The organism is Neofamilia massiliensis, assembly GCF_001299475.1.
In the GTDB taxonomy this organism is placed as follows: Bacteria; Bacillota; Clostridia; order Tissierellales; family Peptoniphilaceae; genus Neofamilia; species Neofamilia massiliensis.
The window spans coordinates 819005-832977 of record NZ_CYUJ01000002.1 but is presented as its reverse complement, the minus strand read 5'-3'; the positions used below and the strand labels follow the sequence as shown (position 1 = coordinate 832977).

The window sequence follows — 13973 nt, the reverse complement described above, 5'->3', positions numbered from 1 at the left end:
AATAAGGAAATAACTGATCCTATACAAAAAGTTAAAGTAAAAAATTTAAAATAAGACCAAAGATTTGAGAAATTAAGGGCAAGAATTCCATTTAAAATTACATCTCCAAAGCCAAAATTTCCCTTAGCTAGTAGATAAATTAAAACATATAAACAATTAGCAAACAAAAAAGTTTCTAAAGAAAATTCTAACTTATAAACAAAGATTTTAACTATGCTTATAAAAAATAATAAGACCAGTTTATAAAGAGAAATCTCATATCCCTTCTCATCCTCAATTATTATTGCTATTAATATAATAAGTTCAAAAACTATAACTAATCTTTCTATTTTAATCTACCTTTATTATTTTACTTCCATCAAATTTAACTAAACCTGGTTCAATAATAATATTTCCACTTTCCTTATCTTCAGAAATATTCCAATTTGATACTCCTGTTGCTTCTTTTATAGCCTTGTTTATGTCAGGAAGTTTTCCTCCTTCAATATTTTTTGAAACAGAATCTTTATCAATCTCTACTTTTTCATCTTCCATTCTCGTTAAGATTGCAGCACTTTTAATAGATTGAACATTGGAGTTATGAGTTGCAACTATTGCTGAAAGTCTAGCTTTGTTATACTGAGGAATTGCTATTGACACTAATATAGCAATAATAGCTATGCAAATAACTAACTCAACTAATGTAAAACCTTTAACTTTTCTTTTCATTTTTTTCATAATAAACTCCTTTAAAAATTTACTAAATTTACCAAAGAAAACATTGGTAAGGCAATGGCTACTACTACAGTTCCAACTATAAGAGAAACTAGAATAATAATTAAGGGTTCAAATAAAGATGTTAATTTTTTTGATTTTTCACTAACAATATTCTTATAGTAATTAAAAGATATCTCCATAGTTTTTGATAAACTTGAAGATAATTCTCCTACGTTAATTAAATTTATAAACATAGGAGGTAAGATTTCAATTTTAGAAAAAGTCTCATACAAAGTATGCCCCTCTAAAATATCTTTATTTAAACAACACAACTTTTCTCTAAGATAAATATTGTTTATAGATTTTGCAGCCTTATTAATAGATTCTAAAGTTTCAATTCCAGAGTCTATTAATAAGGCAAAAATACCTGAAAACCTTTGTATCTCATAAGATAAAATGTAAGACCCTATAAAAGGATATGATAGTCTGGCTTTAGAAAACCAAAGTTTAGTATTTTTCGGCAGCGCTTTTTTTATTAAAGCAGCAAGTCCAATAATAGCTAAAAGCAATATCCATCCTTTATTAAGTAAAAAATTAGAAGTATTTAATAACCTCTTTGTTAGACCAGGCAATTCCATTCCATCATAATACGAAAATAATTCTACATATCTAGGCAAGACTATATAAACCATTAATATAGTTACTATCATAGTCACTATTAAAAGTATAGTAGGATAATATAAGGCATTTTTTAACATCTGTTTTGTTTTCTCTTCATTGTCATAATATTCAGCTAAAATATTTAATGATTCTCCTAGACTAGATGAAGCCTCCCCTGCCTCAATTATTCCTACAACTAGATCAGGAAAATTTTCTGTTCTTTTAAAGGCCTCAGCTATTGAATATCCTTGATCTATATTTTTATCTATTTCATAAAGGCTTGCTTTTAAATATTTATTTTTCTCTTGGTCTTTTAATATACTTATTGCTAATTTAAAGTCTAAACCTGAATCGAGAAGAATACTAAGCTGTTTCAAAAACTGAGATATATCTTTTACTTTTAGCCTTTTAACATTGGTTTTTAAAGTTGTCTTTTTTTTCTTAACTGTAGTTTCTATATTTATGATTCTAAAGCCAGCCTGATTGAAATCATAGATTATCTGATTCTTATCCAAGTTGGAATATTCAGTTTTTCTATTTAACTCTTCATCTAAGTAAGTTATCTTATATTTCATTTTAAATTATTTTTATAATTTCCTCAACACTTGTAATTCCGTCTATTACTTCTTGGAAAAGCTTTTCTCTCATTGTTTTAAAACCCTTACTTTTACAATATTCAAGTATTTCAAAATAAGACTTGTTTTTATTAATCATTTCTTTAATCTGATCGTCAATTTCTAAAAGTTCAAAAACTGCCTTTCTTCCTGTATAGCCATTTATACAATTTGGACAACCAACAGCCCTAAAGCTATTTTTAATTCCTAAGTTGAATTTATCTTCGCTGACCTCTTCTTTACAATCTGGACAAAGAGTTCTCACTAATCGTTGACTAACAACTAAGTTCAAGGCTGATGAAATCAGAAAGTTCTCTCCTCCCATGTCCTTAAGCCTGTTAATTGAAGAGACACTATCTTTTACATGGAGAGTCGAAAGTAAATAGTGACCTGTTATTGCAGACCTCAAGGCTGTTTCAACTGTTTCCTGGTCACGAAGTTCGCCAATAAAGATCACATCAGGATCTTGACGAAGTATATTTTTCAAGGTATTTGAAAATTTAAGACCTTGTCTAGGATTAATTTGTACTTGATTAATACCTTCTATTTTATATTCACAAGGATCTTCTAGGGTAGTAATATTTATTTCTTCACTATTAATACGATTTAAAATTGAGTAAATGGTAGTGGTCTTCCCTGACCCTGTAGGTCCAACTACTAAAGTCATACCATTTTGTTTTAGAAGATTTCTTTCAATAATCTTTATTTCATCTAAACTAAGCCCTAAACTTTCTAGAGTATTGTATTTAAAGCTCGAGTCAAGTAACCTAATTACAACTTTCTCTCCATAAAGAGTTGGAATTGTAGATATTCTAAGGTCTATATCTCTATTTTCGTATTCAAAAGTTATACGCCCGTCTTGTGGGAGCCTTCGCTCCGCGAGGTCTAATCGGCCTAAAACTTTTATTCTTGTAAGAATTATTTGTAGATGTTCTAAAGGCAAGTAGTCTTTATCAACAAGTCTACCGTTAATTCTAAATCTAATTCTCACCTTATCCTTTTGAGGCTCAATATGTATATCAGAAACCTCATTAGAAATTGCTGTTTCTATTAGATTATTTAAATATCTTATTATTTCTATGTTATCTGTTTCATCTTGATCTTCAACTTTAAAAATACTAATCTTATTATTAGATTTATAAATATCTCTTTTGTCGACATATTTTAAAAGTCTATCTAAATCTTCATCTGCTATAAGATGCACTTGGCATTCTTTTTTTAGCATATATTCAATATTCAGTATTAAATTTGTTTCTCTTTTGCAGGCAAAAATAAAAACAGAATCATTGTCCTCATAAAAAGGAATAACTCTGTTTTTTAATAACCAAGTATAATCCAGCTTATTTCCAAGGCTGGATTCATCAAATTTATTTATTTTTTCAACATAATCATTATAACTAGTTAATTTATCCATTTAAACACCTCAAATATAATTTTGAAATATACTTAGGTCTAAATTTTCTATAGATAGATGATTGACAGCCTTATTTCTAGTTAGTTCTAAGATACCTAGTCTTGTAAATCCAATTACATTTATAGGGTTATTGTACTTTCTACTTTCTACATAAAAATAATTCAACAACTCATCTTCATTTTTTTTATTAGAATAAGAAATGAAATCTATTAATATTATACCACAAATATTTCGCAAATGTATTTGATTAATAATTTCTATAGCACAATTTTTATTTGCATCTTTGGTCAGGTTTTTTCCTGGATTAAAAAAACCCTTTGAATTAATATCAATAACATTAAATGCCTCTGTCTTTTCAAAAACTAATTCAATGCCATTATCTAAAACAAGTCTCTTCTTAAAGAGATTTTCTATCTGCATAAAGACGTCAATATTTTTTTGAATTGAAAATTCTCTATCATAGATTGTTTCAACATCAAAAAATTTATCTTGATATTTATTTGAATAAATCAAGCTATTAGTTATAAATATAAATTTTTTATCTGAATCTATTGAGTCTAAGACATAGTCATTTTTATAGAGTAATTTTGGCGTTGGAGAAAAATTTTTTTCTTTTTCTAACTTTTCTTTTATTACAAATAGTTTTTTAAACTCTAATTCAAGGTCTTCTATAGATCTCTCCTCTGCTGCCGTTCTAATTATGAAAGTAGTATTTTTATAATTTCTTGTAAAGTAATTTTTTATTTTAAGTGCTTTTTCTCTGTCTTTAATTTTTTTTGAAATACTAACACCGGTTTCAAAGGGAGTTAAAATAAAATATTTACCCTTAAGTTCATATTTTTCTGTTAACTTTGGTCCCTTTTTTTCGTTGCCATCATATGTCACTTGAACTAATATCTCATCAGTTTCTTTTAGACTAGAAAATCTTTTTTCGTCAACTTGAAGAAGTCCGTGTTTACCTTCACCTATGTCTACAAAAAAACCATCTAAGCCATTAACTTTATTTAAAATTCTAGCCCTATATATATTTCCTACTTTGGATTTAATATTTTTATCAAAGACTTGAAATTTAGTTAATTTATTTTCTGTGACTTGACCAGTAAATATATATTTTTCACTTTCTTCTAAGAAGTTAAAAGTAGTTAGATTGATCATAACATTTCTCTCTTATGAATAGAAATATCAACTGGATCTATATTGATATTATATTTTTTTAAAAGCCCTTGAATGAAATTCATTGGGTTTATAATTTTATTATTTGAATTTTCTAATTTAGCCTCTAAGAAATACTCTCCTGTTTGAAGTTTTATAAAATTCTTTTTTATTTCAACATGACTAGTAATGTCTTCTTGGACAATTTCTCTTTCTCTTTTTTTCTTAGCTTTTTTGGTTCGCTCTATAATAATAGGCTTCTTATCAAAAAGATTTAATTCTTCCAAGTTCTTTTCAGAGTCAATTATAAATTCATAAATTGAATACGAAAAAACTTTACTTATGCTGGTATTGTCAGCTAAAAAAATTTTAAAAACTTGAACTTGTTTAGGCAAATAAGAATTTAATTGGTCCTTAAATTTATCTAAGTCTACTTGGTCATCAACTAAGTCTACATCAAAGATTTCAAAATCACTAGAAACTCCTAAAGGCAGCGGATTTCCAAAACTCATTATTGGATGTGGATTAAAACCTTGAGAAAACAAAACCTGATAGTCTGTATTGAAGACAGCTCTTTGTAAAAGATCAACTGTATTTAAATGCGATATAAATTTTAACTCATCATTTCTAGTATAAAGTATTCTAAGCTTCATTAAAAGTCACCCACATCTCACAATTTTTTATTCCACAGTTATTACATCCACTTCTACAGTCCTTTGTTGTTAGTCCTTCTTTAGATTTTTTTAATTCCCTTAATAAATATTTTTTTTCTACTCCTGGATCAATAATGTCCCAAGGTAAAATTTCGTCTTCAGACCATGTCCTAAGATTATACATTTCCATTGGAAGTTCAGCTTCTCTTATTGCTTCTTCCCAAATTTCATTATTAAAGATATCAGACCAACCGTCAAACTTGGCTCCTTTTTCAAAGGCCTTAATTAGGGTTTTAGAAATTCTCCTATCTCCTCTAGCTATATATCCCTCTAAAACTGAAAGCTCAGGATTGTGATATTGGAATTTTACTTTTTTATCTTTAATTTGATCTTTTAAATAATAAATTTTTTCTTTAAATTCTTCAACTGAATTTTGTTTTAGCCATTGAAATGGAGTAAATGGTTTAGGAACAAAGCATGAAGTTGATAGAGTTATTTGGAAATTTCCTTTAATTTCTTCTTTTGGCCTAGAAAAGAAAAGGTCTTTACCAATGTCACCCAGTTTTTTTATACCATCTAGGTCTTCTTCTTTTTCAAAAGGTAACCCAAGCATAAAGTAAAGTTTTACTTTTGACCATCCGTTATCGTATATTGATTTAAGTGCATTTACATAATCTTCTTCAGTGATATTTTTGTTAATGATATCCCTCATTCTTTGGCTACCGGCTTCTGGAGCTAAAGTTAGTCCTGTTTTTCTAACTTCTTCAATCTTCTTTAAAACATCAATAGAAAGTGAGTCTACCCTAAGAGATGGAAGAGATACCCTAACCTTATTATCAATATATTTGTTTATAAGCTCATCTACTAAAAGATTTAAGTCTCTGTAGTCACAAGAACTTAATGAAGATAGAGAGACTTCGTTATATCCAGAGCTTTCAATTTGCCTATCAATCATAGACATAATGGTATCTGGATCTCTTTCTCTAATTGGTCTATAAATATAGCCAGCAGAGCAAAATCTACACCCTTGAGTGCAACCTCTGAATAATTCTACCACACTTCTTTGGTGAACTGTTTCAAGATATGGAACAATCACCTTGTCTAATTTAAAGCACTTGTCAAAGTCACTAACATATACCTTTTTAATTTTGTCTGGAAGAAAATCATATTTCTTCTTATAATTTAAAATTTTACCATCTTCACCATAAATTACATCATAGAATGAAGGAACATAAATTCCTTCTAGTTTTGCAGCCTCAAATAAAAATTCTTTTTTTGAAGCATTTTTTTCTTTCATGTTTTTATATAAGTCAAAAAGTTTTAAATTTATTTCTTCTCCTTCACCAATTATAAAAAGATCAAAAAAATCTGCCAATGGCTCAGGATTATAAGAACAAGGACCACCTGCAATTACAAGAGGATCCCCTTCTTTTCTATCTTTTGCTAATAAGTTAAGGCCAGATAAGTTTATCATATTAAGAATGTTGCTATAAGACATTTCATATTGTAGGGTGAAGCCTATAATATCGAATTCATCTAAAGGTTTTTTATTCTCAAGGCTGAAAAGTTTTATGTTTTCTTTTCGCATCTCATTTTCCATATCAATCCAAGGAGCAAAGGCTCTTTCGCATAAAAAGTCATGATTTTCATTAGTCATAAAATATAGAATTTGCATGCCTAAGTGAGACATACCTACTTCATACACATCTGGAAAGCAAAAAGCAAATTTAACTTTAGTCTTATCAAAATCCTTTACTATTGAATTTTTTTCGCATCCTATATATCTAGCTGGTTTTTCAACTTTTTTTAATATTTTTTCAAAAACTTTATTATCCAAGTTTCCTCCTTAAGGTATTACGTTCATATCAATTGGAATAGTATCAGCTTCTTCTTGCCTATAAAGACCCATGTATTCTGCAATAACCTCCCTTACAATAGGAGAGCAATTAGCTCCACTTCCACCTTGAAATATTACTACGCCAACGGCAATTCTAGGGTTATCATAAGGTGCAAAAGCCACTTCATAAGCAAAGCTATCATACTTTTCTTTTGTAACTGGGTTCACTCCACTTCTTTCAGCAGTTCCAGTTTTTAAAGCGACTTTAATTGGAAAGTCTTCAAATACTGGCTTATTTAATCCAGATATAGCAGCTAATCTCATTCCATCTTTTAAATAATTTAAATTGTCATAATCATTTAGTTCTATTCTATCTCGTGTATTTTCACTAGTAAATTGGACAACACTATTATCAGAATTTTTAATATTATTAATTAATGTTAACTTGTTCTTATATCCATTATTTGCAATACTAGCAACATAGTTAGTCATTTGAGCTAGTGTATATGAGTTTTGGCCTTGACCAATAGTTATATTAATAGTGTCGGCAACTGTCCACCTAGATGCTTTTAAATAGGTAAACTTAATTATATCTGCTAAAGTATCTCTAGCACTATCTGAAACTCTTATTGTTCCATCTAAATTGAGTGCTGCTAGATTATCATAAACTTCTTTTAAGGTTAATTCTTCTTCAAAATCAACCCAAGAAATAATAGTATCTATAGTTTTTTGTCTTAAGCTTCCTTTAAACTCTTCTTCACCATAATAAAATTTGTCAAGATTATTTTCTAGCCAGTTTCTCAAAGAATCCTTACCTGCTTGAACTTTTGAGGCTGGCTTTGGAACACCAAAAGCAGATTCTTGAGGTATATTTATTTCTAATCCAGTTTTACTACCTAGGCCAAATTTTTCAGCCATTTTAGAAATATCTTCTATAGTTAATTTAATCCCTATATCTTCACCAGTTTGTTGGTTTTTACCTAAAGCTAGGGTGTAGAAAAAATAATTACAAGAATCTCTAATTGCCTCTACTATGTTTAATGGTCCGTGCATACCCTTGCTTTGATTCCATAACCAGCAACCAAAAGTAGTTGTTCCTATTTCAATAAAACCTCTATCATCAATCTTTTGTTTTGGATCTAATCCTTTTTCTAGACCAGCCAAACCTGTTATCATCTTAAATGTAGATCCTGGTTGAATTGATGTTTGGGTTGCAACATTATAAAGTGGTCTTGGTGCTAATGGATTATTTTGATCTTCAGGTATTAACCCATCCCAGTCAGCAGCAGAAATCCCTGTAGCAAATAAATTTGGGTCATATTGAGGATATGAGGCCATGGCTAATACTTCTCCAGTATTTACATCTACTGCCATTACTGCTCCAGAAGTTGCGTTAGTATAGGGCTTTTTCTTGTCAGTAGACCAAACTACATCATAGTCGCCCCAATTACTGTGAACAGTGCCACCCTGTCTTATTTTTTTTAATATCGTATCTAAAGCATATTCAGCTCTTTTTTGCAACTTATAGTCTATCGAAAGATAAATATTATCTCCAGGTTTTGGTTTTATTTCTTCCAATACATTAGTTGTATTACCATAAGTGTCAACCTCAACTCTTTTATAACCATTTTCTCCGTATAGATTCTTTTGAAAGCTCTCTTCTATTCCTGTTTTACCAATTAAAGTATCAGGATTATATTTTTGTTTATTAATATACTCTTCGATTTCGCCAGCTTGGGAGATTTTTCCCATGTATCCTAAAATATGAGATGCAGTTTCTCCATTTGGATAATACCTTACTGGCTCTAAAGACACCTTAAATCCATCAAATTCTGCTAAATTCTCTTCAATTTTAGCAACTGTATTATTTTTTAGACCGTAACTAAAGTTAACTGGTAAATATGCTAGGTTGCCATGTTTATCTAACTCGTAATAAACGTTGAGAATTCCATAAATTTCTGCTAGGGATAAATCATCTTTTAGAGAATAATGAGCTTTAATTTTTTCAAGTATTTCTTCATTTGTATTGTTCTCGTCTATTCCAAATTTCTTATAAAATTCCTTTAGGTTATTTAAAACTACATATTCAAATCCATTGGCTATTGATATTCCTGAATTAACTCCATCTTGAATCAGTTGTTTTTGAGCATATTTTAAGACATTTTCGCTTTTTAATAAATTTTTCAACATGCCTTTGTCAATAATTTCCTGGTATATTCTATCAATAACAATTATTTCATCTATATTCTCATTAGATTCCAATTTGTAAACAGGAAGACCGTCTTTAATTTCATAAGAAAATTTAACATCTGATTTTTCACTTTCAAAAACATCCTTTACAGATTTTGCTATGTTAAATTCATTTTCAACAATTGGATATTTTAAAAAATTTTTTAAAGAGTTAGCTTCAAATAAAATAATAAAATCCTGTTCAGCTGTTGTCTCCATAGTAACTTGATCATAATTTTCCATTAAAACTCTTTTTAAATTTTCAAATGAGTTTATATAGCTTATTGATATATTTTCAAGAACTATGTTTTCATTTAATTCTCTATCAATTAATATGTTGTTTATAATCTCTCTATTAATAGGACTAGCTAGTAGTTTTTTTAAGATTGTTTTGTTATTTGCAACCATTTGTAAAAGGGAAGTTTTTGCATCTGTTCCAATTTCAATTTGGTTTTCTCTGTACCACGATGTAAGGTCTATTCCCTTTTTAAAATTAAAAACAATTTGCTGGTTGTCTATCCTATACTCTATTGGAACCACTTTAGAGTTAAACTCTAAAGAATTTATTATATTTTGAACTGGAAAATAATAAAACTCATTATTAGAACTTTTGTTGTAATAATATTTTTCTATTATTTGAGCTAAAAGATCATTTTCAATTATAATATTTATTACTCTATCTTCAGGACTTAAGTCTGTTTTAAAGTAGTCGCTAGTGTCCATATATTTAAAATCATAAATTGAAATTGGAAAATCGTTGTTATATGAAATAGCATCTTTTTCAAGTAATGTTATTGCCTTTAATATATAATTATTTTTTTCATCATCTTCTAGACCTTTAAATTCATCTTTTAAAATTTGCAAAGTAAACATAGGCTTATTGCCAGCTAGCAATATTCCATTTCTATCCCTTATTTCTCCTCTTGGTCCAGTTATATAAATATCTTTAATCCTTGAATTTTCTGAGATTTCTCTATAGTATGAACCTTTAGCTATTGTAAGTATGGCCAGGCGTATCCCAAGTATTAAAAACAAAATAAGAGTAATTAATGAAATTATTTTTATTCTTTTGTTTAAATTAATTTGAATCTCTTTCACTTGAATTTCCTTTTCTAAATTTTAGAATTTTATTTAGCTTATTACTCTTTGGATATTTCTCTAATGGATCTCTAAATAAACAATTCCCAAATATATAAAATATTAGTATAGACAACAAAGTATTTGCAGAGAAGAAATTATAGATAACATCAGAAAAATTCACCTTGTAAGATAAAAAATAATAAATTACATATATCATTACATTATAAACAAGTATACTTGCTGAAGTGTACAAAATACTAGTCCTAAAATTTTCTGAAAAAACATACTCGGATATTTTATTGATTAAAATTGCTATCACAAAAAATACTAAAGCACGAACCCCAAAGTTTGAAGATAACAAAGCATCATAAAATATTCCAGCTAGCAAAGCTACCGCATAGGATGTTTTTTTTGAATATTTTTGGCTAATATAGGCGACGTATATTAATAAAAGATTGGGACTTAAAGAAAAAAATAAACCATTATTTACTAAAGAAATTTGTATTATTAAAATTAAATACACATATAAATAATGACGAAATCTATACAAATTTTTTTTAATTTCCATAGTCTTCCTCTAAAATTACCATTACATTAGTTAACTTATCAAAGTCAACAGCAGGAACTATTGTAATATTTTTTCTTAAATTTTCTTCATCATTTATAACATTCGAAACTCTGCCAATGTAAATTCTAGGTGCGTATAACTCTCCTAAACCAGATGTATAAACCCTATCATCTGCTATAATATCACTTTGACTATCAAACATATAGCCTTCTAATGTCTCTCCATTAGTTTGGTTGATAACTCCCCCATCCTGAGTTCTTACATTTGTAAATGAAAGTGAGTTGTTTTCTTCAATTATCAATGATATTTTTGAAAAGTTATCTCCAACTTCTTCAACTTTACCAACAAGGCCTTCAACGACAACATTCTCGCTAGACTGAATTCCTACTATGACAGTATCATTTACTGAAACCCCACTAGAAAGGCCCTTGTCAATTAAAATCTTATCATTGAGTTCATTTGATTTACCAATGATACTAGCTTTGACTATATTAAAATTGGTCTTACTTAGAAGCTCGTGTTCATTTCTCAAATAATCTGTTCTTGAAATTATGTCACTTAAAGTAAGATTTTCATCTTTCAATTTTATATTTTCTTCTTTTAAAGTTTTGTTTTCAGACATTAGTGATGGAATATTTAATATTGATTTTGCAGTAGAAGAAACTGCATTTACACTTTTTGAAGTTACAGCAACTACTGGGCTGATTATATCGCCAATAAACCTCTCAACAGTATCGATAGATTTTTTTCCTTTTTCACTAAAGCCTATAAAAATCATTAGGCAAATTATTATTAAAGAAATTATAAGTCTTTCTTTGTATCTTTTATAGTTTTCTCCCATTAAAAAATTCCTTCTTCTAAAAATGAATAATAAACTCCATCTCCAATAATTACGTGGTCAATAACTTCAATCCCAATAAGCTTTCCTGCTGATTTTAGTCTCTCAGTAATATTAATATCTTGGATACTAGGTCTTGGATCTCCACTTGGATGATTATGTAGGAGTATAATTGTGTGCGCATTTCTTCTTATAGCTTTTTGAAATACATCTCTAGGTTCAACTATAGTTTTATCTACTGAACCTATTGAAATAAGTTCTAAGTATTCTAGCTCTTTTTTTGTATTTAATATAGCTATTCGAAATTCTTCTTCAGTAAGATATCTCATATCATTCATAACTAAATTTGGAAGAATATGTGTTTCATTGATTTTCTCTTTTGTAAAAGCACTATCTCTAAAGGTTCTTCTACCTAATTCTATAGCAGCTTGAACCATACAGGCCTTTGAATGACCAATTCCAGAAACTTCCATAAGATCTTCTACACTGGCATTTACTAAAAACTTAAGGCCAAAATATTCGTCATGAGTGTTTGCAAGGCTCTTACCCTTATCTATCAATTCTTGGGAAATCTCAATGGAACTTTTATCTTTGCTTCCTGTTCTGATTATTAGAGCTATTAGCTCTGCATTAGATAAATATTTAGGTCCATGAAGGAGAAGCTTTTCTTGAGGTCTCATATCTTCAGGCATGTCTTTAATTTTATTTTTGTACATACTAGCTCCTTAATAAATCTAAATTAAAATAATTTTTCAAATAGTCTTTAATCTTACTAATAGGAAGGCCAACTACATTAAAATAATCTCCCTTAATACTTTTTATAAGTGCAGATCCCTTTCCTTGTATAGCATAAGATCCTGCCTTGTCTTCCCATTCTCCAGTATTAATATATGACCATAGATCTTCGTCAGTTAGATTTTTAAAAGTAACATTAGTGATTTCATAGTCTACTACAGTTTTAGTCTTAGATTTAATAGAAAAAGAAGTAAGAACTTGATGAGTTCTTCCGCTTAGTTCCTTTAACTCTTTAAAAGCCAATTCCGAAGACCTTGCCTTTCCTAAAACCTTATTATTACATAGAACTATTGTATCTGCAGAAATAACTATGCTATTAGAATCAAGTTCCAAAGAGGCAGCTTTTTTCCTGCTAATTGACATAGAATTAGTTATAATGTCATAATCGTAATTAAAAGTTTCATCAACTTGAGTCTTTATTATTTCAAAATCATCGATAAATAGTTTTAAAATTTCTTTTCTTCTTGGTGATTTAGAGGCTAAAATTATTTTCATAAAATCCATTCCTTATTTTCTAGGTCAATAATGCTTTCTAAGTTTTTACAAATATAATTAGAACTTAAACCTACAAAAAATCCTGTAAAAATTCCAATAATTAATAAAATTGACAAATAAGAAAACATCATTATATTGTTTAGAATAATAGACGATACAGCGACCTGGGCTATATTATGAAAAGATGATCCAAGTATAGATATTCCTATTAAGGAAAAAAATTTTTTCCCAAATTTTAGTCCCATTATCATAGCGCATGCTGATAAAAAAGCTCCTGAAAAGCTATAAATAAAACTAGAAACATTTCCACTTAACAGCATTAATAATATACTTTTTAGTAAACTAATTACAAAACCACTTTTATAGCCAAAGGATATTAAACCAACTAAAACAACGATATTTGAAAAACCAAGTCTAAATCCTGGTACCATAAAAGGTAATGGCATCATTTGTTCAAATAAACCTATAATAGCTCCTAAACTTCCAAGCAAGGATATTAAAACGAGTTTTTTTGTATTTTTCATATTAATTTACCACATCAATTTCATTAACATCATTATTAGAGTCAGAAATAATTTCTACTACTAGTCTATTAGGAAGGCAAACAATTATTTCTCCTGGTTTAGTAATAAGACCTTGTTTAATATCGATCTTATCAGGACATGAAGCTTCTATACTCTTTACACCATCTTTTGTAAACTCTAGTAGGTTGTGACCATATTCAGTATCAACGCTATATTTATAACCAGCATTATTTTTATTTATTTCAACTCTCTTTATTTCTTTACCATTTACTTGAATCGAAGCATATTTTTTACCTGTAAAATCTTCTTGATTCAATTTATTTTTTGAAATAAAAAAGATTCCAAAACTACATATTAGAATAGCTAATATCAATAAGAAATCTCCAATTTTTAATACATTTTTCATATTTCTTATTAT

Annotated in this window: 13 protein-coding genes; all 13 read right to left on the bottom strand. The window is 28.5% G+C overall.

The window, feature by feature from the left end; all coding sequences use genetic code 11:
- Positions 1-330: 330 nt before the first annotated feature.
- Genes BN2667_RS04000 through BN2667_RS03940 form a run of 13 tightly spaced genes read right to left on the bottom strand, consistent with a single transcriptional unit; the run spans position 331 to position 13961 of the window.
- Positions 331-717, bottom strand: coding sequence for a type IV pilin protein (locus tag BN2667_RS04000; RefSeq protein ID WP_054252029.1), 387 nt, complete (start codon positions 715-717; stop codon positions 331-333).
- An 11-nt stretch (positions 718-728) separates the two neighbouring features.
- Positions 729-1931, bottom strand: coding sequence for a type II secretion system F family protein (locus BN2667_RS03995; protein WP_054252028.1), 1203 nt, complete (start codon positions 1929-1931; stop codon positions 729-731).
- 1 nt (position 1932) lies between these two features.
- Positions 1933-3384 (bottom strand): GspE/PulE family protein, encoded by a 1452-nt coding sequence (locus tag BN2667_RS03990; protein ID WP_054252027.1) that lies wholly within the window; start codon positions 3382-3384, stop codon positions 1933-1935.
- 9 nt (positions 3385-3393) lie between these two features.
- Positions 3394-4539 carry a ribonuclease E/G gene (locus BN2667_RS03985; RefSeq protein ID WP_054252026.1) on the bottom strand — a complete coding sequence of 382 codons (1146 nt, stop codon included), beginning with the start codon at positions 4537-4539 and terminating at the stop codon, positions 3394-3396.
- Positions 4536-5189, bottom strand: a complete 654-nt coding sequence (locus BN2667_RS03980; protein ID WP_054252025.1) for a TIGR03936 family radical SAM-associated protein — start codon at positions 5187-5189, stop codon at positions 4536-4538. The genes BN2667_RS03985 and BN2667_RS03980 overlap by 4 nt, the downstream gene beginning before the upstream one ends.
- The gene (locus BN2667_RS03975) at positions 5179-7026 is read right to left on the bottom strand and encodes a TIGR03960 family B12-binding radical SAM protein (protein WP_054252024.1); all 1848 of its coding nucleotides are present in this window, start codon (positions 7024-7026) and stop codon (positions 5179-5181) included. Before BN2667_RS03975 ends, BN2667_RS03980 begins: the two co-directional genes overlap by 11 nt.
- A 9-nt stretch (positions 7027-7035) precedes the next feature.
- The gene (locus BN2667_RS03970) at positions 7036-10353 is read right to left on the bottom strand and encodes a penicillin-binding transpeptidase domain-containing protein (protein ID WP_054252023.1); all 3318 of its coding nucleotides are present in this window, start codon (positions 10351-10353) and stop codon (positions 7036-7038) included.
- A complete protein-coding gene (gene mreD / locus BN2667_RS03965) occupies positions 10334-10903 on the bottom strand; it encodes a rod shape-determining protein MreD (RefSeq protein WP_054252022.1) in 570 nt (189 codons plus the stop codon). Before mreD ends, BN2667_RS03970 begins: the two co-directional genes overlap by 20 nt.
- Positions 10893-11744 (bottom strand): rod shape-determining protein MreC, encoded by an 852-nt coding sequence (gene mreC, locus BN2667_RS03960; protein WP_054252021.1) that lies wholly within the window; start codon positions 11742-11744, stop codon positions 10893-10895. Before mreC ends, mreD begins: the two co-directional genes overlap by 11 nt.
- The gene (gene radC, locus BN2667_RS03955) at positions 11744-12457 is read right to left on the bottom strand and encodes a RadC family protein (RefSeq protein ID WP_054252020.1); all 714 of its coding nucleotides are present in this window, start codon (positions 12455-12457) and stop codon (positions 11744-11746) included. Before radC ends, mreC begins: the two co-directional genes overlap by 1 nt.
- Position 12458: 1 nt before the next feature.
- Positions 12459-13031, bottom strand: a complete 573-nt coding sequence (locus BN2667_RS03950) for a Maf family protein (RefSeq protein WP_054252019.1) — start codon at positions 13029-13031, stop codon at positions 12459-12461.
- Positions 13028-13555: a Gx transporter family protein gene (locus tag BN2667_RS03945; RefSeq protein WP_054252018.1), complete on the bottom strand. Its 528-nt coding sequence runs from the start codon at positions 13553-13555 to the stop codon at positions 13028-13030. Before BN2667_RS03945 ends, BN2667_RS03950 begins: the two co-directional genes overlap by 4 nt.
- Position 13556: 1 nt before the next feature.
- A complete protein-coding gene (locus tag BN2667_RS03940) occupies positions 13557-13961 on the bottom strand; it encodes a NusG domain II-containing protein (protein ID WP_054252162.1) in 405 nt (134 codons plus the stop codon).
- Between the last annotated feature and the right edge of the window lie 12 nt (positions 13962-13973).

Excerpts from the sequence above, each read along its gene's own strand:
- BN2667_RS03950 (WP_054252019.1), bottom strand. The coding sequence starts at position 13,031 with ATGAAAATAATTTTAGCCTCTAAATCACCAAGAAGAAAAGAAATTTTA.
- BN2667_RS03990 (WP_054252027.1), bottom strand. The coding sequence starts at position 3,384 with ATGGATAAATTAACTAGTTATAATGATTATGTTGAAAAAATAAATAAA.
- BN2667_RS03995 (WP_054252028.1), bottom strand. The coding sequence starts at position 1,931 with ATGAAATATAAGATAACTTACTTAGATGAAGAGTTAAATAGAAAAACT.
- BN2667_RS03945 (WP_054252018.1), bottom strand. The coding sequence starts at position 13,555 with ATGAAAAATACAAAAAAACTCGTTTTAATATCCTTGCTTGGAAGTTTA.
- BN2667_RS03980 (WP_054252025.1), bottom strand. The coding sequence starts at position 5,189 with ATGAAGCTTAGAATACTTTATACTAGAAATGATGAGTTAAAATTTATA.
- BN2667_RS04000 (WP_054252029.1), bottom strand. The coding sequence starts at position 717 with ATGAAAAAAATGAAAAGAAAAGTTAAAGGTTTTACATTAGTTGAGTTA.
- mreC (WP_054252021.1), bottom strand. The coding sequence starts at position 11,744 with ATGGGAGAAAACTATAAAAGATACAAAGAAAGACTTATAATTTCTTTA.
- mreD (WP_054252022.1), bottom strand. The coding sequence starts at position 10,903 with ATGGAAATTAAAAAAAATTTGTATAGATTTCGTCATTATTTATATGTG.
- BN2667_RS03940 (WP_054252162.1), bottom strand. The coding sequence starts at position 13,961 with ATGAAAAATGTATTAAAAATTGGAGATTTCTTATTGATATTAGCTATT.
- radC (WP_054252020.1), bottom strand. The coding sequence starts at position 12,457 with ATGTACAAAAATAAAATTAAAGACATGCCTGAAGATATGAGACCTCAA.
- BN2667_RS03985 (WP_054252026.1), bottom strand. The coding sequence starts at position 4,539 with ATGATCAATCTAACTACTTTTAACTTCTTAGAAGAAAGTGAAAAATAT.